The 20669-nt window shown below is 42.4% G+C and carries 19 protein-coding genes; 13 read left to right on the top strand and 6 right to left on the bottom strand.

The genetic code is table 11. From position 1 onward, the window contains the following. The 5 genes from HCR01_RS29400 to HCR01_RS29380 form a co-directional block, all read left to right on the top strand. Positions 1 to 755 (top strand): tetratricopeptide repeat-containing protein (locus tag HCR01_RS29400; protein ID WP_193199557.1); only part of this gene is annotated, 755 nt, incomplete at its 5' end. A gap of 4 nt (positions 756 to 759) precedes the next feature. Then, positions 760 to 912, top strand: coding sequence for a hypothetical protein (locus tag HCR01_RS29395; protein ID WP_193199556.1), 153 nt, complete (start codon positions 760 to 762; stop codon positions 910 to 912). Between the two features lie 117 nt (positions 913 to 1029). Then, a complete protein-coding gene (locus tag HCR01_RS29390; RefSeq protein WP_193199555.1) occupies positions 1030 to 1176 on the top strand; it encodes a hypothetical protein in 147 nt (48 codons plus the stop codon). Next, positions 1176 to 1610, top strand: a complete 435-nt coding sequence (locus HCR01_RS29385) for a type II toxin-antitoxin system VapC family toxin (RefSeq protein ID WP_193199554.1) — start codon at positions 1176 to 1178, stop codon at positions 1608 to 1610. Before HCR01_RS29390 ends, HCR01_RS29385 begins: the two co-directional genes overlap by 1 nt. A gap of 21 nt (positions 1611 to 1631) precedes the next feature. Next, positions 1632 to 1778, top strand: coding sequence for a hypothetical protein (locus tag HCR01_RS29380; RefSeq protein ID WP_193199553.1), 147 nt, complete (start codon positions 1632 to 1634; stop codon positions 1776 to 1778). A gap of 144 nt (positions 1779 to 1922) precedes the next feature. On the opposite strand, the gene glgB is transcribed toward HCR01_RS29380, so the two are convergent. Beyond that, on the bottom strand, positions 1923 to 4214 hold the full coding sequence (gene glgB / locus HCR01_RS29375; protein WP_193199552.1) for a 1,4-alpha-glucan branching enzyme: 2292 nt from the start codon (positions 4212 to 4214) through the stop codon (positions 1923 to 1925). Positions 4215 to 4541: 327 nt separating this feature from the next. Continuing rightward, positions 4542 to 4859 (bottom strand): hypothetical protein, encoded by a 318-nt coding sequence (locus tag HCR01_RS29370; protein ID WP_226889711.1) that lies wholly within the window; start codon positions 4857 to 4859, stop codon positions 4542 to 4544. Between the two features lie 103 nt (positions 4860 to 4962). On the opposite strand from HCR01_RS29370, the gene HCR01_RS29365 reads away from it, so the two are divergent. Next, the gene (locus HCR01_RS29365) at positions 4963 to 5190 is read left to right on the top strand and encodes a hypothetical protein (protein WP_193199550.1); all 228 of its coding nucleotides are present in this window, start codon (positions 4963 to 4965) and stop codon (positions 5188 to 5190) included. Between the two features lie 312 nt (positions 5191 to 5502). Here HCR01_RS29365 and HCR01_RS29360 read toward each other — a convergent pair whose 3' ends face one another. Then, entirely contained in the window at positions 5503 to 5688 is a 186-nt protein-coding gene (locus HCR01_RS29360) for a hypothetical protein (protein WP_193199549.1), read from the bottom strand. A gap of 482 nt (positions 5689 to 6170) precedes the next feature. Here HCR01_RS29360 and HCR01_RS29355 point away from each other — a divergent pair, with 482 nt between their 5' ends. The 4 genes from HCR01_RS29355 (at position 6171) to HCR01_RS29340 (ending at position 10968) form a co-directional block, all read left to right on the top strand. Further along, a complete protein-coding gene (locus HCR01_RS29355; protein WP_193199548.1) occupies positions 6171 to 6863 on the top strand; it encodes a hypothetical protein in 693 nt (230 codons plus the stop codon). Positions 6864 to 6952: 89 nt separating this feature from the next. Beyond that, positions 6953 to 8755: a peptidoglycan D,D-transpeptidase FtsI family protein gene (locus HCR01_RS29350; RefSeq protein WP_193199547.1), complete on the top strand. Its 1803-nt coding sequence runs from the start codon at positions 6953 to 6955 to the stop codon at positions 8753 to 8755. A 191-nt stretch (positions 8756 to 8946) separates the two neighbouring features. After that, a complete protein-coding gene (locus HCR01_RS29345; RefSeq protein ID WP_193199546.1) occupies positions 8947 to 10044 on the top strand; it encodes an iron-containing redox enzyme family protein in 1098 nt (365 codons plus the stop codon). A 228-nt stretch (positions 10045 to 10272) separates the two neighbouring features. Then, positions 10273 to 10968, top strand: a complete 696-nt coding sequence (locus HCR01_RS29340) for an SAM-dependent methyltransferase (RefSeq protein WP_193199545.1) — start codon at positions 10273 to 10275, stop codon at positions 10966 to 10968. Positions 10969 to 11101: 133 nt separating this feature from the next. Here HCR01_RS29340 and HCR01_RS29335 read toward each other — a convergent pair whose 3' ends face one another. Both HCR01_RS29335 and HCR01_RS29330 read right to left on the bottom strand, forming a co-directional pair. Then, the gene (locus HCR01_RS29335) at positions 11102 to 11983 is read right to left on the bottom strand and encodes a succinate--CoA ligase subunit alpha (RefSeq protein WP_193199544.1); all 882 of its coding nucleotides are present in this window, start codon (positions 11981 to 11983) and stop codon (positions 11102 to 11104) included. Positions 11984 to 12363: 380 nt separating this feature from the next. After that, positions 12364 to 13590, bottom strand: coding sequence for a succinate--CoA ligase subunit beta (locus HCR01_RS29330; RefSeq protein ID WP_193199559.1), 1227 nt, complete (start codon positions 13588 to 13590; stop codon positions 12364 to 12366). Between the two features lie 732 nt (positions 13591 to 14322). Between HCR01_RS29330 and HCR01_RS29325 the strand changes: the two genes are divergently transcribed. Then, the gene (locus tag HCR01_RS29325) at positions 14323 to 16155 is read left to right on the top strand and encodes a hypothetical protein (protein WP_193199543.1); all 1833 of its coding nucleotides are present in this window, start codon (positions 14323 to 14325) and stop codon (positions 16153 to 16155) included. Positions 16156 to 16190: 35 nt separating this feature from the next. Here HCR01_RS29325 and HCR01_RS29320 read toward each other — a convergent pair whose 3' ends face one another. Next, on the bottom strand, positions 16191 to 17525 hold the full coding sequence (locus HCR01_RS29320) for a hypothetical protein (protein ID WP_193199542.1): 1335 nt from the start codon (positions 17523 to 17525) through the stop codon (positions 16191 to 16193). Positions 17526 to 18325: 800 nt separating this feature from the next. Here HCR01_RS29320 and HCR01_RS29315 point away from each other — a divergent pair. Both HCR01_RS29315 and HCR01_RS29310 read left to right on the top strand, forming a co-directional pair. Next, complete coding sequence (locus tag HCR01_RS29315; protein WP_193199541.1) at positions 18326 to 19225, top strand: UbiA family prenyltransferase; 900 nt, start codon at positions 18326 to 18328, stop codon at positions 19223 to 19225. 49 nt (positions 19226 to 19274) lie between these two features. Then, positions 19275 to 20669 carry a cytochrome P450 gene (locus HCR01_RS29310; RefSeq protein ID WP_193199540.1) on the top strand — a complete coding sequence of 465 codons (1395 nt, stop codon included), beginning with the start codon at positions 19275 to 19277 and terminating at the stop codon, positions 20667 to 20669.

The raw sequence follows: 20669 nt of genomic DNA, 5'->3' as shown, positions 1-20669 counted from the left end.
ATAGCCAAGGGCGGTACAGCGAAGCCGAACCCCTCTACACCCAAGCCTTGGAGATGAGAAAGCGGCTGTTTAATGGCGACCATCCTGATGTCGCTACTAGCTTGAACAATTTAGCAGGACTCTACGATAGCCAAGGGCGGTACAGCGCAGCCGAACCCCTCTACACCCAAGCCTTGGAGATGACAAAGCGGCTGTTTGATGGCGACCATCCCAATGTCGCTACTAGCTTGAACAATTTAGCTGGACTCTACTATAGCCAAGGGCGGTACAGCGAAGCCGAACCTCTCTACACCCAAGCCTTGGAGATGACAAAGCGGCTGTTTGATGGCGACCATCCTGATATCGCTAGTAGCTTGAACAATTTAGCTCTACTCTACAAAGGCCAAGGGTGGTACAGCGAAGCCGAACCCCTCTACATTGAAGCCTTGGCGATGAGAAAGCGGCTGTTTGATGGCGACCATCCTGATGTCGCTACTAGCTTGAACAATTTAGCTCTACTCTACAAAGGCCAAGGGTGGTACAGCGAAGCCGAACCCCTCTACATTGAAGCCCTGGCAATGTGCGATCGCATTTTAGGCGTTAATCATCCCACTACAACAACAATTCGAGAAAATTTAGCAATCCTGCAACGCCAGTCTACTCTCCATGCTATCTGGATACGTCGGTTAGGTCAGTTTCTTCAAATCTTATTTGCGATCGCAACTCTACCGTTTTCCCTGCTGTGGCGATTCGTTAAACAACTAATTCGTAATTAAAACATTGGCTTTGCACGTAGGCGTAGCCCTCACTTCTCTACGAGAGGCTGTGCTAACGGCAAGCTCAGTGACCATCGCAGCGATCGCCTTTTACAATTGGAGTATTAATTCTATTTACATCTATGAACTTTCCTCCCCAACTCCAACAAAAGATTGAAAAATGGGCAAGCAGTCAGGGAATTTCGACTGAGCAATTTGTTTTGCAAGCTATTATAGAAAAAATTGACACCTGAGTCAGCAAGTCATTGAAGAATATACTCAACAAAACTCTGAGATGACCAATGTATTGCCTCTTAACCAACCAAACATTTATCGAAAAGAAGGGATTTTAGTTGTAGAGGCAGAATTACCAGAAAACTTTGATGTTAATGCCTTTATAGATGAGTTGAGAGAAGAACGGATTCAAGATCAGATAGCTTGATGAAAGTCTTGTTTGATACTTCTGTCTTAGTTCCTGGATTAATTGTCAATCACCCGCAGCATTCTGTTTGCTTTTCACAGATGAAAGCTGCAAAATCTGGGCAAATTCAAGGTTTTATCTCGACTCACAGTTTAGCTGAAACATATTCTGTCATCACACGCTTACCTATTCAGCCACGTATTCAACCCCAACAAGCTCAGAGCATTGTTGTAGATATATCACAGTATTTAGAGGGAGTTCCACTGCTTGTCAATGATTATCAGGCTGCGATCGCTCAAATGGCAACCTTAAATCTTCCTGGTGGTGGTATTTTTGATGCTTTAATTGCTCAAGCTGCTTTAAAAGCAGAGGTAAACGCTCTATTGACCCTGAATCCAAATCATTTTAATCGTTTAGGAAATGCGATCGCTCACATTGTGCAAGTCCCTGAGTAGATACGTAGATGCTTCTTTGGCTTGTCGTTAAACATCGCTTTTCTCTCATCAACGAAAGTGCGATCGCTATTTCTAAACTTTGATTACTTTGAGCGAGATGAAAACATTGAAGTTGTGCGGGTTCTCTATGCGGGGCAAGATATAGAAAGGATTTTAGAACAGGAATAATATTGATTAGCGATCGCTCTTATGATTGCGTTAGTTGGGGAATTGTTTTTCTCGCGTCTGGTCAGGTTCACCTGTATACTTCGCGCTTGTCTGTTAAATACTGCGATCGCATAATTGAGGGTGGGCAATGCCCACTCTCAATTATTATCCCATCACCTCAGCAGTCTTCTTTTTATCCAACTTCAGAATCAACACACCCAAAGGTGGTAAACATAAATCCAGCGAATAAGGACGACTGTGCAATGACCAATCATCTGTCCACTTACCACCTAAGTTGCCCATATTACTACCGCCATATTGACGCGCATCGCTGTTGAACAACTCAGTATAAAATCCCGGTTGTGGTACACCAATGCGGTAGTGAGAATGGGGTTGGGGTGTAAAGTTGCAAACTACGATCGCAAAATCATCAGAATCCTTATCACGCCGGATAAACGAAACTACACTATGACGGTTGTCGCTACAGTCAATCCACTCAAACCCTGGCTCAGCAAAATCTTGAGTATACAAAGCTGGTTCAGAGCGGTAGAGATTATTTAGCTCTTGGAAAAACGTTTTCAACTGTTGATGCGGCTCATGCTGTAATAAGTGCCACTCCAAATCAGCCCAAACATTCCACTCACTCCACTGCCCAAACTCCATGCTCATAAACATGGTTTTCTTGCCTGGATGAGCGAACATATAGGAAAACAAACAACGCACATTAGCTAATTTCTGCCATGTATCCCCTGGCATTTTGCCAATCATATTGCTCTTGCCATGCACCACTTCATCGTGAGACAGAGCCAGCATGAAGTTCTCACTGTGGTTATACCACATGCTAAAAGTGATATTGTTTTGGTGGAACTGACGGAACCAGGGATCCATGCTGAAGTAGTCCAGCATATCGTGCATCCAACCCATATTCCACTTCAAGTTAAAACCCAATCCACCTGTATAGGTAGGCCAAGATACCATCGGCCAAGAAGTAGATTCTTCAGCAATTGAGAGAACGCCAGGGAAATAGCTGAAAATAGTGTGATTTACCTGACGCAGAAAATCTGCTGCTTCTAAATTTTCTCTGCCGCCGTACTGGTTAGGTAGCCATTCTCCTGGTTCGCGGCAATAGTCATTGTAGAGCATCGAGGCGACAGCATCGACACGAATCCCGTCAATGTGGTACTTGTCAAACCAAAACAGAGCGTTTGCTGCTAGAAAATTCTTGACTTCATGGCGATTGTAGTTGAACACCAAAGTTCCCCATTCTTTATGTTCGCCTTTACGGGGATCAGCGTGTTCATACAAGTGACTACCATCGAAGAAAGCTAAACCATGACCATCTTTGGGGAAGTGACCGGGAACCCAATCCACAATCACGCCAATGCCGTTTTCATGACATTTGTCAACAAAATACATGAAATCTTCGGCGCTACCAAAACGGGAAGTAGGGGCAAAGTACCCAGTTACTTGATAACCCCAAGAGCCATCAAAGGGGTGCTCTGCAATGGGTAGCAGTTCCAAATGGGTGTAGCCCAATTCTTTGACATAGGGAATCAGTCTATCTGCTAGTTCTCGGTAAGTAAGGAAGCGTGCACCCGGTTTAAGTTCTGAGACAGTAACTACAGGGGCGGTTTCACCATTGGGTAGTTTGGCTGGTTCTGAACTCGAAGCGTGCAACCAAGAGCCTAAATGTACTTCATAAACTGAGACAGGCTGCGTGAGTGGGTCGGTGTGACGCCGCTTGTCCATCCAATCTTGGTCACTCCACTTGTAGGAATTTAAATCAGTGACGATGGATGCTGTTTTGGGGCGGGGTTCCTGCTGAAAACCGTAGGGATCAGATTTTTCGTAAATGTGTCCTTCAAAATTTTTGATTTCATATTTGTAATGTTCCCCAACTCCGATTTCGGGAATAAATAATTCCCAAACTCCGGTAGGGCCTTTACGCATCTGGTGTTTGCGTCCATCCCAGAGGTTAAAATCTCCCAGTAATGAAACATTACGGGCATTGGGTGCCCAAACGGCAAAATAAACGCCTTTGATGCCGTCTATTTCTGTGGGGTGTGATCCCAGTTTCTCGTAAATCCGGTGATGATTGCCTTCACTAAACAAATGCAAGTCAAACTCTGTCAGGCGGGGAGAACGGAAAGCGTAAGGGTCATAGGTGACACGCTCATGTTCCCCTTCTTTGATCCGTAACTGGTAGTTTGCCAGTTCTGCTGTTTCAATCGTGCATTCAAAAAAGTGGGGATTATGCACTGTTTGCATTGGGTATTCCTGCCGTTGTTCAGGAAAGACTACCCATGCTGCACTTGCATTTGGTAGGTAGGCTCGCACAGCCCAGACAGTTTTGCCATTTTGTTCTATGGGGTGAGAACCTAGTATTTCAAAGGGATCGTGATGCTGATTCCAAACGATACGGTTAACCTGTTCAGGGGCGATCGTGGTCATGGACATGAAGCTACCTACATGAAATAACGTGATTAAATGTGCTTTTTTAATCAGAACTTACACAAAATTATGTAAAAATGACCCGCATAGACGCGGAATGGCTACTCTACAAGAACACCAAGGGCAAACCCACAGGGTAGAAATAGGAGTTTTAGAGAGTTTTTGCGTAAGTCCTATTAATATCTATATATATTCTTTACATTTATTTGCAATTTTGTCGCCACCGTTATCCTACCTCAGAATGAGTCTTGATTCCTTTCGGGGGAGTGGCTGATTGGGAAAGAAAATAACTTTTGACCCTTGACCCTTGATCCCTATCTCCTGCTTAAGTCATCAAAAATTGAAAAACGGGAAAACTTGACGCAGTGCCTTACGCAAACGCAGCAGGAAAAGAGTTTGTCGCAAATTAGAAGTTAGTTTTGGTGGTGGGGCCTTTTGCAGCTGCGCTTGTAATTCTGCATATTCGGCAGCAGTTAGGGATTTACCATCAATGGGTGATCGCGCTTCTGTAATAATCTGTGTCCGCAATATTTCTTCCGGCGTATCCTCTGGTGGCGGTAATGCCATTACCGCTGCTCCCCAATGGCTGTTCAACGCTATCAAGGTAAAAATACTTACTGTTAACACCAAAAATCTTATGGACTTTCTCATCACTCTTTGCATCTCCCTCTTCTAACACTCAGAGTTCGGTGATTCAGCCATCTAACCAATCTTCTAACATCTACAAAAGAAGACTTTTGGTTGTTACTCGATTTTGGGCAACAAAAAAAACTGTCAAAGATATACCGTAGGGGCATGGCCTCAGCCAGATTGTCCGTTTGTGGACAAGATTTTGGATGCCATACCCCTACTACACATTTCCCTAATAAAAATCTGGCAAGTCAATCAACATTACCAAGCCACTTATCCCAATATGGAATGGACTACAGCCAATGATCAAGAGCAATTGCCAGCGATCGCGATAAATTTTTTGCACTCTTGAAACTGAGCAGTTTACACCCACCGAAGTACCTTGCCTACATAGTGGCTGATATTTCTCGGACTCAACTTTTTTGATCTTGGAAAAAGGTTATGTCAGGCGAGAATTTACAGACGGACACCTGGTTACGGCAGAAACTATCCTCACCAGTGTCCTCTACTTGCTGTCTTACTTAAACTAACATTTCAGCAAGCTCCAAGCTCTCAGTCACCAACATAAAAAAATACTGGTATTTTCGCCTGACCCTAATTCATTTAAGTTGTTTAGTGAGCAGCGCCGTCACTAACCCATAGCGTGGGCGATGATAGCAAGAGTTTAGGGTGTTTTAGTAGGCGTAGCAAGGGGAGTAGTAGTAACGGCAGGGGTAGATCCGGTATCTGCTGGCTCACCGGGAGCACCTGGAGTGGTAGTAGTGCCAGCAGGTTCATTAGTGCCTTCACAGGCTCCGAGAATTGCAGCCAGACTTAACATTAAAGCAAAACCAAAGATTTTTGTTTTCATAACTCCTCTTTCACCAATTGTGGCTAGAAAAATTTTTCGCCTGTTGAATACGATACCGTATTTATTGCTTTTTTTTAAATGCTGTCAGATTACATACTCAAAAGCAATCCTTTCAGGTTATTTCATCCAGTAATCTGATTAGCTTCTCTTAACTCACGAGCAAGATAACTTAATTAGCGAACAGAAAGTAGTAAATTTACTCGTAAGGCGAGCGATCACATCAAGAATTTTTATTTTTTCTCAGAGGCTTGCACCTTTCACCCCGCATTGCCATACTTTAGATGCAATACATCTGTCAGATTGCTGCTCGCTGATTGCAAGCATTGCAATATCCAGAGGATGCAAACATTGGTGCGGCTATCTATCAGAACACATAAAAGGGTGTAGGGTGTTATGTGTGCTTATTGCACAAAAAGCAATTCTAACCTTAGCAAGAACAAACAATTAATCAAAAATACAGTATTTTCAATCTGAAAAAAGTTATGGTTGTTGCTCGTAAATCAGATGTTTCTGCAAAGGGTACTTGGTTCCAACGACATTTTACCCTTCCTTTAAGGAAACGACGCTTTGCGCGTCAGGGAGCAGCGGCGCGGAGCGCTTCTACAATCGCTGCTCAAGCTGCACCAGTCGTCTCTAAACAACGGCGTTCCTCGAAAAATTTATCCGTTTCTTCTACAAATGAGGCGGTTATACCCACAACGATGAAAGAGTTGGGCAGACAACAAGCTTCAAACCTCAACGGATCAAGTGCAACGCCCAAAAGTCTGAAAGAAGATTTTATTGGCGTTCCTGTAATGCCTGGTTCTAAATCAGCACCTTTATGGTTGCTGCGCTTGTACACTTTACATCGTTATTCGTCAGTTGTGGCGTTTTTATTTGTCGCTGCGACACTTGTGGTTTATGGCTGGACGGTATATTCTCAAGAGCTTTGGAGTCAGGCATACCGCAGAGTGCAAAACCTACAACGTCATGAGCGGCTGCTGACAACAACCAATGCAACGCTGACAAACAAAATGGCTGAGGAAGCAGAACGACCAACAGCAGGACTAGTCTCACCAACTCCTGAAGGGACAATTTTCTTGTCTCCAGTACCTCAAAGTCCTAATCCAGCATCGTCTCCCAAAACGCTAAATTCCGAAACGCAACAGCAAACCCTTTCGCCGTTGGGATACTAAGGTCAAAGGTCAAGGGTCAAGGGTCAAAGTTAATTACTCTGAACTTTTGACTTTTGACTCCATAAAGCAGTTTGCTACTGAGTAGGACAATGCAAAAGAATTTTCGGAATCCAACACTTACGAGGCGGCAGAAGCGTTCTAGACGAGGGTTGATGGGTAAACCTGCTTCTAATACCCAAGACAAAACACCCAATAATAAGTACCGGCTGTTCATTGCATGGGGCATATTAATAGCAGCAGGCTTGGGATTGGCAATCAATTTGTATTACTTGCAAATTGTACGTGGGCCAAAGTTAACCCAGAGGGCGCGAAACCAGCAAATGGTTAATTTGCGACCTTTCATGCCACGTCGGCCAGTGGTCGATCGCAGTAACAATATCTTGGCGATTGACCGTCCGATGTATACTTTGTACGCTCATCCCAAGCTGTTTAATAAGTCCAATGAAGAGATGGCAGAGCGACTTGCCCCAATCATCAATAAAGATGCTGCTAAATTGGTGAAAACCTTTCAAAGCAAAAAAAGCGGGATCACACTTGCTCCGCCGCTACCTGAAGAAATTATTGACCGCATCACCTCTTTGAACTTAAATGGCTTGGAGTTGATTCAAAAATACTCCCGCTTTTACCCACCAGATGATTTGATTGCTGACGTGGTGGGCTATGTAAATATAGATCGTCGCGGTCAGGCAGGTGTGGAGTATTCTCAAGAGAAGTTGTTAGAACGTTCTGTACAAACAGTGCGGCTAAGTCGATCGGGTAATGGGGCAATCATGCCGAATCATGCTCCTGAAGGCTTTTTGCATTTTGATGACTTGCGACTGCAACTCACTATCGATAGCCGTCTGCAACGGGCTACTCGCACTGCTCTAAAACAACAGATGGAGAAGTTTGGTGCAAAACGTGGGGCAGTAATTGTCATGGATGCGTCCGATGGTTCTCTACTAGCCCTGGTTTCTCAGCCCACATATAACCCTAATAAATACTCCACCTCTGATATCTCACTGTTCAAAAACTGGACGGTGGCGGATCTTTATGAACCGGGATCGACTTTCAAGCCTTTGAATGTGGCGATCGCACTAGAAAATGGTGTCATCAAACCAGATGATACTTTTAATGACCCCGGTTTCATTAAAGTGGCTGACCGCACGATCAAAAATGCTCTGAATAATAGTTATGGGCGAATCAACATTGCCCAAATTCTGCAACATTCCAGCAATATTGGCATGGTGCAAATTATCCAACGATTGCAGCCTTCAGCCTATTACAACTGGCTGGAACGCTTGGGGTTAGGACAAAAAGTTGATACAGATTTACCTTTTGAAGTCAGCGGTCGGCTTAAAAGTCAAGAGCAATTTATCGCCTCGCCCATTGAACCAGCTACTACTTCCTTCGGTCAAGGCTTGTCTTTAACACCGTTGCAACTAGTGCAATTACACGGAGCTTTAGCCAATGGCGGCAAATTAGTCACACCTCACGTCGTGCGAGGACTGATTGATAGCAAGGGGCAGATGCATTATTCGCCCAATCGCGCCACACCACGCCAAATTTTCTCAGCCACCACAGCTAACACGGTAGTAGAAATGATGGAAAGTGTGGTTACTGAAGGTTCAGGCAAGCCTTCACAAATTCCGGGATATCGCATTGCTGGTAAAACTGGGACAGCCCAAAAAGCTAGTCCCTCTGGAGGCTACATCAGTGGTGCTAGGATAACTAGCTTTGTAGCCATTTTACCCGTAGAATCTCCTCGCTATGTAGTGTTGGCATTAGTGGATGAGCCAAAAGGAGAAAATGCTTACGGTTCTACTGTCGCCGCACCAATTGTTAAGTCGGTGATGGAAGCACTGATTCCTATTGAACAGATTCCGCCGAGTCAGGCAAGGAGTGGGGAGTAGGGGCTGGGGGCTGGAGACTGGGGAAATAAAGAACCACTGTCTCTTGACTTTTGACCCTTGACTTCTGACCCTTGCTAAATTTAATCTTTGCTTTATAACCAGGGAAAGAGGTAGAGAAAGCTACGAGTATGGATATATAAATATTAGGGGTGGAACTAATTTCACACCTTTGCAAAGCTACCAAAGATTCCATGCAAAGTAATTTAGTTATGTTCCCCAATGCTGAGGCTGCGGGAAAGAGTACGCAAACACAGGAAAGAACGGCAACTAAGTACAACAGTGCTGAGCAGCAGTTTATAGAACTGCTGGCTACGGAGGATTTGGACAATAAACTGGATGTAGAAGTTGCGAAAGTCAATGAGTTTGAACGTGTACTCTCAATGGCAATTTGTGCTGCCTATCAAAATGGCTGCGGTGACGAACCAGCTCACCGTTTTCTTCAGCGAATACTTTATCGCATTAATCGGCTAAAGCTGTTTTGGTACGATGATTTGCAGCACTACACCAATGAGCGATCGCTTTACTTGCACTCATGTCGTGACCAAATTGAGGCAGCTTGGCAAGAGTGGGAACTTGCACAAATCGATGTGGCTGCACTACAACAATTGGATGTAAAACAAGGGCTAATTGAACGTGCATCTTTCGATTTAGATCCGCCTTTGTCAGATGATAGTCGCTATATCCGCGAGGAAATGACGGAAGCTGGCTATCGTCATTTGTTAGCGATCGCTTCTTTTGATGGTTTAGTCGAAGGTAGCCGTCTTTCCCGGATTTTGGGTGGTACTGCCAATGAGGTGCAATGTACGCTTGTACGCGTACTACTGGAAGAATACGGCAACGGTCGTTTATCTCGCAAGCACTCTACATTTTTTGCTCAAATGCTTGCTGAGTTTGGCATGAATACCGAACCAGAGGGATACTTTGATTTAGTACCTTGGGAAGTTATAGCTTGTGGTAATCATAACTTTCTGGTGACAGAGCGTAAGCGCCATTTTCTGCGTTACAGCGGGGGACTGACATATTTTGAGGTAGCTGGGCCAGCGGCTTACAGAAATTATTTAGCGGCGGCGCAACGATTGGGACTCTCAGAGGCAGCAATGGGTTACTGGGAACTACACATCAGAGAAGATGAACGCCACGGACGTTGGATGTTAGATGATGTGGCTTTGCCTTTAGTAGAAAGGTATCCTAACCAAGCATGGGAATTGGTACTTGGGTATGACCAAGAGAAACTAATGGGCGATCGCGCAGCTAAAGCTGTAGTGCGTTCAATACGTGAATCTGAATAAATCCCTATTTTCATGGGAGAAATGCAAAAAATTAGTAAGCAAAAATGGCAGGTTTCTTCTGGCATTTTTAATTTTGCATTTCTAATAATTCTATTGCTAATTCACCACCAATCTAATTTCTTTAGTAGTGACTTGCTTACTAAAGGAACGGTTTTTTATTGCTTTGATAGAGGTATTAAATAACCTCTTATTACATTGATCATAACATTACCGTTGAAGTACAGTCAAATGAAAGATATCTTTTTTTGCCCTGATGAATCTATTTTTTATTCCAACTGCTTAGAAAACCTTGTTTTGAGAAATTGTAAACAATCTGAATCTATTGTTGAGTTTGGTTCGGGAGATGGCAGTCCCGTGATTAATACATTATTGAGAAACAAGTTTGAGGGCGTAATCCGCGGATTTGAATTAAATACTTCTGCATGGAAAGTCGCAAATTCAACAATTGATGAATATAATCTTGGTAATAAATACGTAATCTATAATTCCTGTTTGTTTAAATCTTCTAAACCCAAAGCTAAGTATCTTGTAGCCAATCCGCCGTATCTTCCTGCACCAGATCAAGATATTTGTATGCCGCTATTATTTGGAGGCATAGATGGAGCAACAGTTACCAACAATCTTTTATCATTAGGTTACGAAAATGTTTTAGTTTTGGTGTCTAGCTTTTCTAATCCAAAAGGTACACTCAAACAAGCAAAAGAAAATGGTTATTGTGTGAGTAATTTTCTGATTTTACCTTTAGAATTTGGATACTATAGCTCTGAGCCAAAAGTCAAAAAACATATAGAAGGTTTACGGAAAAACAAAATGGCCTTTTATTCTGGTGATTATTACTTTTTGGCTGGTGTTTTATTTAAAAAGCAGCAAGAACCTGTCATTGATTTATCGAATGAATTAGCTCAAGTAATGACTAGTCTTTAAAAGTGCGATCGCTCTAACAGCACATCGTAATCCTTCTCGGATAAGTACTCTTCAACTCTGCTATGGTCTAGGAAAAGATTAAGGGGTAAATTTAAACCCTTCCCTTTTCCCTTTCCCCTTTAACCGAGAAATTTCAATTAATCCTTTTTCTGACCAATTCTGGAATTTGAGAAGGACGTTCAGCTACCGGAACATGTACTTCTTTTAAAGCAGCTAATTTACTTTGAGCTGTGCCAAAGTTAGAATCACGTCCGATAACCGTTGCCAAAGTCCCAGTCTGACGCCAACTTTTTCCTGGTGGTGCTTGTCTGCCAGCAATATAAGCAATTACTGGTTTATCAATTGCTTCAGCAATATACCGCGCCGCAGCTTCTTCACTACCTCCACCGGGTTGACCGACTAAAACGATCGCCTGCGTAGTTTCATCTTCATCGAGAATTTGCAGCCATTGCAGAAACGAGGAACCGACGATCGCATCACTACCAATACTGACACTAATTGACTGTCCTAAATTAGCTTTGGTCAATTCGTAGGCAACTTCGTAGGTGAGGGTGCTGCTACGGCTGACGATGCCTACTGGCCCAGGAGTGTAGAATTCACTAGGGTGAGTGCCTAAAAGAATTTTCCCTGGCACAATGATCCCAGGACTATTTGGCCCTATCACAAGAGTTTCACACGCCTCGGCTTTGCGAAGTAATTGCACCATATCCAAAGGCGGCACGCCAGCAGTGATAATAATTATCTGACCGATATTAGATGCGATCGCTTCCAATGCCGCATCTAATACTTGGAAAGGGTGTACACAAATAATCGTTGTGTCAATTGCTCCAAATTCTGCTATCACTTCCTCCACCAAGTCAAATACTGGCAGATCGTTAAGTTGCTGTCCACCACATCCGGGATTGACACCAGCTACCAAATTTGTGCCATAAGCTTTCATTTGAGCAATATGAGTTCCTGAGATGAATTCACAAAAGCCTTGAATCAGCACTTTACTGTCTGGTGTTAAGTTCATAAAAATTACCGTAAGTTTGACAACCTAGTACTTTTAATTTTTACTAAGATTACCTAGTTTCAGCGTCGTCAAGCTTAAAAATTCTTCCCTTGCGGTAAAAATTAATAATTTTTGAATTTTGAGAGAAGTCTAGGCGTCGGCTTCCAGGTAAACGCTCGATACCACAGCACTAGTGACTACTCAAGCGTCAAAGTAATTCGTAATTGATAATGACGCTCGTTTCTCCCTACCGCTATCGTTACCACTGTGCTCATGTAATTCGTAGTTACAATCAGTGCTTGCTCTGTACCCTTTGAATTACGTTAGTATAGCGGGGCGTAGCCCATTACGTAGCTTGCTTCTCGCGCCAGGCGCGAGTATTACGAATTACGGATCAGTAATTATTTCTTAGAAGCGGTTAACTTAGCCAAACGAACTGCTTTGTCTACTGCCTCATCTAAATTTTCTACCACTATCAGCGCATCAGTGTGGGTTTTTAGTTCTGCGAAATATTCTCTAGCGGCGTTGAATTCAGAGCCGGCAAGACGGACAACTAAGGGTAGAAAATTAGGTACTCGAAGGCTTTTACTGCCATTCGAGCTTACAGCCTGGGATTTGAGTTCGCTTTTGTCTTGCTGCACAAATTTAGCGATGACTTCAGTTACTTCTTCAGATTGAGGAATGCTACCTAAGAAGTTAATTAGTATCACTTGAATACTTTTGTCAGCGTTTAAGATTTTCAGACCAATGTCTAAGCGATCGCGAAAGGTCGTTGGTGCTGTATCTGTAAGGAAAGCATGACGTAGATTTAAACAAACACCAGGTTTACCACCAGCATTAGAGACTAAATCTAAGGTTGCCATTACCGAACCAGCGCCATTACCCAAAATACCGATTTTGCCGTGCATTTCTACACCATCCCAGTCGCCTAAAATGCCGTTAATCTCAGTACTGGTATGACGGCTGATGATGTTTGCCGCTACCTGAGCGAGATCTGGATGACGCTTGATTGCCCGTTCATTGACCCTAACTTTACCATTGAGAGCCATAACTTGATCAGCAGCATTAACTGCCAGGGGATTAATTTCCACTAAATCCAGGTCTTTCTGCACAAATAACTGATACATCTTTTCGACAACGCTGCTTACCGATTGCATTAGCGTTCCCTGCAAGCCCATTTTCAAAGCTAGTCGTCGCGCATAAAATGGAGAGAATTCTTGTTCAACGACAACATGCACCATTTTTTCCCCAGCCGATTCCCAATCAATATTGGCTTCTTTGCAACCTAAAAGTACTGGTCGGCAAACAGCAGTATCTAAAACCACTGCTAAGTAAAATTCCTGTTTGGCGTCGTATTGAGATTCTGCTAATAAAACTTCTGGTAACTCACCCCAAATCGGTAAATTAAAGATACTTTGTGCAGCGGCGATCGCATCAATTGTCGTTTCCGCAAATCTAACACCACCAGCTTTTGCCCGTTCAGCTCCATGTACTTGAGATTTTAGTACAATCGGAAAACGGATTTTTAAACGTTTTAAATCTGTGGGATGGTCGATTCTTTGGGAAGGCAATACCGGAATGCCTATCTTCCCAAACCATTCTTTAACTTGGTACTCTAATAAATCCATTGACGCACCTTGTATTGACACTTTCAAAGCTTTTGATTGGTGCTGTCTTTAATCTTTTGCAGCACCTTAATTGCAGAATTAAGTTTTGGGGAACTATAGGAATTTATTTTTCATCGATCAATTTTATCGAATTCGGCAGATGAGACAAATTAATTTCTATAACCAACCCATTTGTGCCAAGTCAACAAAACGTAATTAATCTCCTCAGTAAATCTCCCAGCATAGAAGATAACTAGCATTTCTGTCAAAAATCTCTGTATAAGTTATGAGTTAGGGGTCAGGAGTCTTTTTTGCTGCCTCCTCTCTAACAAGTAATATCTCTGAATGCAACTATACATGACATAGCATTGTCTCCTTCACCTTTAGATAATTCTATTACAACTGCTCTGCAACTAGAAGCTGAGGGTAGTAGCTACCATGAATTTAATTATCACTAAGTAATGCAGTTAAAATCCTCAAAAACTTTATTATTCCCATTTTTTATTTGTAATTTCTACTTTTGGACAGATTGTTTAATTTCACATCTAGTCAACCAAAAATGTAGCGGAGCGAACAATTATTACTGCTATTTTAATTTTTGGTTAAAAGACGGAATTTGTGTTAGAAAGTTGGTCGTTCTGATTCTCAGGCTGTGATTGGTTAAAACTGTGCATCTATATCAATTAACCCAAAAAGTTCATTTCCTCCCCTCAAAGATCAGAAAAACTATATAGAAGATCAGCACAAAGCTCTATGAAAGTAGCAGTCCAGCAGGAAGATTTACAACTTTTAGCCAAAACTTTGCAGGAACAATTGCTTGTAGAAGTCCCATTGGTTGAATTCTTCCAAGTTAAGTGTGGCGTCAATAAAGACGAGTTAATGATTTTAACGCAACATTCATCAGGTACGATAGTTGACTCTCAGACGATTTTTGCAGTACTTGAGGAAGTACTCCAGTCTCTAGCACCCCACAGAGAGCAACACGTGCAATGTTTCCTCAGAGTCTTTGGTGAAAAACTTCCTTATGCCAAACGTTTTTTAACGGTGCAGAGGGGGGAAGGGGAGGCAGAGGGGCAGGAGGGGAGCCAGCGCCGTGGGGGGGTTTCCCCCGTTGAGGTGACTGGCGTGAGCAGAGGCGCAAGGGGAGATAGGGAAGACAAGGAAGAAAATTCTACTTTGTCCTCCTTGTCCTTTCCATGCCCTTCATCTTCTCTGACTTTTGCTCCACCTATTGACGAGACTGAGGAAGAGGAACTATTTGACCCGTTTGTGGGTGCGCCGGATTTGTCAGCTTCTAAGCCAGCACGTCAAGTTAAACCTATTATGCTGGGTGCAGTGCTAGGATTTGTAGTCTTAGCTGGCGGTGCTTACTGTCTGACTCGTCCTTGTGTAATGTCTGAGTGTAAGCAAGTCCAAATTGCTGAGCAATTAAAAACCGAATCTCAGCAATTGACGCGCCGCGCCAAGTCGGAAAATGAATTGTTTGCAGTGCAACAGGGACTTCAAGCAGCCAGTGTAGCTTTGAAACCGATTCCCCGTTGGTCGCCCCATTATCAGCAAGCACAAGAACTACAAACAAATTTGTCAGGGCGGGTAGAAAAAATTAACCAGGTAGTCAAGGCTTTGCAGACTGCATCCATAGCAGCACAAAAAATTCAAACTCCTGCATATAGTCTGGAGGAATTACAAGCTAGACAACATTTATGGCGACAGGCGATCGCGCCACTAGAGGCTGTAAGTCCCAACAGTGAGCTCTATGCATTAGTGCAAGCGAAATTGCTGGATTACCGTGTCAAATTGCATACTGTAAATCAGCAGATGCTCATTGCAGAAAAATGGCTGAAAAAACTCACAGCAGCAAAAGCAGTAGCCAATGCAGCCGCTAACCGGGAAGCCACTGCTAAATCTTTGAATGACTGGCAAAAGATACAGTCTACTTGGCAGGTAGCAGTTAATGCCTTAAATGTGATTCCCCAGACTAGCCCTGGTTATCAAGAAGCACAAAAGCTGCTAGCAGATTATAAACCGAAACTCACAGCAGCACGCGATCGCACTACTCAAGAACAATTAGCTGCCAAAACCTACCAACAAGCTGTCAGCACTGCCAATCAAGCCAAAGCCTATGAACAACAAAATCAATGGCAAGCAGCGGCTACATACTGGGATCAGGCTTTGCAAACTGCTAAACAGATATCTCGTGATAGCTTTTACTACACTCAAACTCAGACTCTCATCGAACCTTATTCAGTTGCCCTCAAACAAGCACAAGAGAAACTACAAGTTACTAGTAATTTGCAACAAACTCGCACAGACCTAGATAAAACTTGTGTTAATGGAATTCAGATTTGCACCTTTAGCATAGACAACGAAGGAATTATTGTCCGGTTAACTCCTGAGTATGACCAAACAATCCAAAATAGCTTAGTAAATTCTTATTCTGAGAACTTAGCTACTTCTGTTGACCTTACCAATCACTTACAAACTTTACGGGAAGCGCTAGCCGTAATTAGTGAGAATGCTAACTTACCCTTGTTTCTCTATGATGCTCAAGATCAGATAGTTTATGTGCGGACACTGGAAGGGTAAAAAAGAGGGAAGGAGTGGGAAAGATGGCGAGTGAGTTAACCTCGTTGAAAACCCTTTGCTGGCTTTTGTTGCCCTTTACTCTTAGGCTTAGATTTATTCACTTCTCCTAAAGCTTCTTGAAATAAGTTATGCAGATGTATGGGGACACTAGCAATTTCTGGTAATTCCGGCTCGATGGGTTTGTGAAATTCTTGCAAAAGTGCGTCTAAGTTGGTTGCAAGGCGAAGGTCAGGACGTTGTAGAAATGTCTGCAACACCTTTTCTAACTGAGTTGGATACTGTTGCGCTAATCGATGCCAGATAAATGCATTAATACTTTTATCTTCGAGGTAGTAGCGAATTAGTTTTTCAGCACCTTCAATATTGTGCCAGTCTTCTGCTGATAAAATTGCTTGGATTTTACTGTATGTTGGTAAAAACATTTGTCCCCAACGAGGATGAGAAAGAGCTGTTACCTGTTCTGCTTTCTTGAGTTCGGCAGGTAAATCAACCTTTGGCATCACCATTTTACTATTGCCACTTTTGCTGTTAAACATTTGAGAAACTGTCTTGGAGTCAGCACCAAATTCTTCTGCCGCTGCTTTGATTTCCTCATCTCCAATGCCAGCGGCTTCTGCCACTTCAGCCAGGGATTTTGATGGATCAATTCCTGCATCTGCTAACTGTTTCTCAGTAATTAATTCTTGAAATTCAGCTATTTTTTTATTAAGCTGATAACCAGGTAATGTGATTTCATCAGCGCCAAAAAAGTCAACAAACTGTTGGTGGTATTTTACTACTGATTGCCAAGCTTCTTCTAGCAAGTCTGGAGCATCGCTGTAAAGATTACTTTTATAGTTATCTTTGAAATTGCCAATTGCTACAGCAAGTTTTGGTTTACCCAATTTACCCATCAGTGTGTAGGGGCCAGAAAACATCCAATAGCTATCGGTGACGGGAGAAATTCGAGTTAAAATGATTTCTCCTACTTTTAACCGAGATATTTCCTGTAGTGTTTTGGCATTGTTTGGCTTGACAATGTAATTTTTATCTGTGAGCCAGTTCGTTAACTCAAAGCCATCAGGTAGGGTGTTAGCTATAGCAAATAAGCCAATAAAACTACGATGCCAGCTGTTGATCAGGTTGCGATCGCTCTCTAATAAATTAGGATTGCTTTGTGTAAATAACTCTAGTGGTGACTGCTCATTGACTTTTCCTTCTGTGAGAAAACTGTCAATAATTAAGTCCTGCTGTGTGCTATCACCACTCCCACGACGTAACTGTTTCGCTGCATAGGTTTCTAGTGCTTGTGCCAGTTCCCCCTCTGCGTCTAGGACAAAATCTACTATGGCTTGTTTTAGTTCGTGCGATCGCTCTAGTATGACATCCACAAGTTAATCTCTTTGTTCAACAGTTGTAAATTATAGCTTTTAACAGAATTACAGCATCTAGCAATAGCTAGATTTGTACCAAAAAAATTACTTATTTTTCCTCAACAGACTCACCACTGCAAAGATTTAGATAACGAAGGTAATGACGATAATAAGCCGCAGAGGCAATTTTTGAGAATTTTAAACAGCAGACATACAGCAGATTTCAGGTAAATGAAGTACATAAATAAAACCCGAAACCCTGTAGAGACGTTACATCTACGGTCTCTAAACAGTTACATGTAACGTCTCTACACACATGTGGCATCAATCTTTGGTTTTAGTTTGCTCATTCTCTCAGCGTAAATCTTATGATCGCATTAGCTGCTGTATAATACATAAAATTACAGAACGAAATATTTATAATTAGTTATTAATACCCTTGCCTTTTTAGCTAATTAGCATTGCTACTAAACGCTATTGCACTTTTTCCGATTGTCATCAGTATTTATCATGAATCGGCGTCAGCTTAATATTTTTTTTATAATATTTTTTAATTACGTGTAATTACGGATATCTTTTTAAAGAAAGTATTGAACAATTATTAATTAATCTTGGGAACATACACCTAACTTTAAACACCAAAAACAGCAGCATAAATGTAATTAATGTTCTGTTGAAAACTTGGTGTAATCTTGTATTTTTCACCAGTTAAATTGCAGATTTAATCAATATTTATTCGCATAACATTCAGATTATGTGAATTTGTGTTGTAGCTAAAATTCATTGTCAAACTTGATTTTACTAAGGATTTAGTTATTATGATCAATAGTGCAAAATTTCAGGTTTTGACACAATTTAGTAGTAGCCTGATTCGTGAACCATACCTGATTTGGCTATTCATTAGGCGCGATTATTCCACCACGATTTTGCCTGCACTGCTGTTTATAATAGCCGCCTGGAAGAACAGCCAATCATCTCTTGGGGAGTTGTTTTTGGCATTAGAACGTGGCTTTATTTATTTTTTGTTGTTCATCTTATCATTTTGTATCGCTAACCAAATCATTGGCATAGATGAGGATCGGATTAATAAGCCTGATCGCCCACTTGTAACTGGAGCTGTTTCATATCATGGAGCTTTAGTTAGATTGGCTTGTAGCCAAATTGCATTCTCGTTGATCGGGCTGTGGCTTGGAGTTTTAGAATGGGCATTGCTATGGCAACTATTCACTTTTCTATATCACTTCGCTGGTTGGGATAAGAATTGGTTTACCAAAGGTCTTGTAATCGGAGTTGGTGCAGTTGCAGAACTTGCCGCAGCATGGGAAATAGTCACACCAATTACACCGATCGCTTGGCGCTGGATATTCATGATGGGAGTTTTCTGGACTACACTAGTCGCTGTTCAGGATTTTCGTGACATGGAAGGCGATCGCGCTATTGGTCGCAAGACATTGCCGATGGTGATTGGAGAAACAGCAAGCCGAGTGATACTAAGTGTGGGCTTTACATTTTTACCACTTGTAATTCATTTAGTACTGATGATGCCTGCGGGAAATACTTTGAATGTCTTGGCATGTGAACTTGGACTCACAGTACTCTGCTGGATTATTGCCGCTAGAATTATGCTTTATCGCAATCCCCAGGCAGATCATCATACCTATATGCTGTTAACCTACTGGTTTTGCCTTGTCTTAGCTAGCGCGATCGTAATTCTTTAAATTTCTTGCAGAATTCTCTAACAGTAGTGTTACGCAATTAAAGATTTAGATGAAACTCCCAAATACTCTCAAAACCTCTTCTTTTGTACAGAAACTCCAGTGGGTTTTTGATCCAGTAGGATATTTGGAAAGCGCAGTTCAGGAATATCCTGATATTTTCACTGCTGAGATCGTTGGTTTTGGGGATACTGTAGTATTCGTTAACAATCCCCAAGCAATCCAGAAACTTTTAAGTAGCGATCGCAAGAAATTTGCCGCCCTCGGTAAGGCAAACAGTGTTATGCATCCCTTAGTCGGTGACAATTCAATGCTCTTACTGAACGGCGAGCAACACAAACGACAACGGCAACTTGTGACACCCTCCTTTCATGGAGAGCGGATGCAAGTCTACGGGCAGCAAATCTGTAATTTGACTGAAAAAGTCTTGAGTCAGTTACCCAAAAATCAACCCTTCCTAGCTCGTGACATCACACAGGAGATATCCTTGCAAGTCATGTTACAAACCGTATTTGGTTTGTATGAAGGAGAACGTTATCAAAAACTCAAGCATTTATTTACAGTGTTGATGTCGGATGTCTTTCGGTCGCCACTCACGTCTAGCTTACTCTTGTTCTCCTTCTTGCAAAAAGATTTAGGAGTTTGGAGTCCTTGGGGAAAGTTTCTACATGATCGACGAATACTTGATGAACTGCTCTACGCAGATATTGCCGAACGCCGAGAGCATCCCGATTTAGAGCGTATCGATATCCTCTCGTTGCTGATGTTCGCTCAAGATGAAGCAGGTAACACAATGACGGATCAAGAGTTGCGCGATGAGTTGATGACTCTAATGCTTGCCGGAAATGAAACTACAGCTACAGCGATCGCATGGGCTTTGTATTGGATTCATCATTTGCCAGAAGTAGGTGAAAAACTGTTTCAGGAATTAGATACTCTGGGTGATTCAAAAGACCCTATGAGCATTTATCGGCTGCCTTATCTCACCGCTGTCTGTAATGAAACCTTGCGGATTCACCCCGTGGCTATGTTCACATTGCCCAGGGTAGTGCAAGAATCTGTTGAACTACTGGGATATTCGTTAGAACCTGGTACGGTAATGCAAGGTTGCATTTATCTCACTCATCACCGTGAAGATTTGTATCCACAGCCGAAGCAGTTTAAGCCAGAGCGCTTTCTAGAACGTCAATTTTCTCCTTATGAATTTCTGCCTTTTGGTGGCGGTGTCCGACGCTGTATTGGTGAGGCTTTAGCTGTCTTTGAAATGAAGCTAGTATTAGCAACTATCTTGTCAAACTATCAACTGAGGTTGGCAGATCAAAAACCAGAGCGACCCCAGCGCCGAGGTATGACGCTTGCACCTGGCAATGGCGTCAAAATGGTTATTACAGAACAGCGTGTGCGTCAAAATTCTTTAGTAAATATGAAAACTACATGCGTCCTCTAG

Source organism: Nostoc sp. MG11, assembly GCF_014904695.1.
In the GTDB taxonomy this organism is placed as follows: Bacteria; Cyanobacteriota; Cyanobacteriia; order Cyanobacteriales; family Nostocaceae; genus Komarekiella.
Note: the sequence above shows the minus strand (reverse complement) of the source record. Positions and strands in the feature narration are given on the sequence as shown.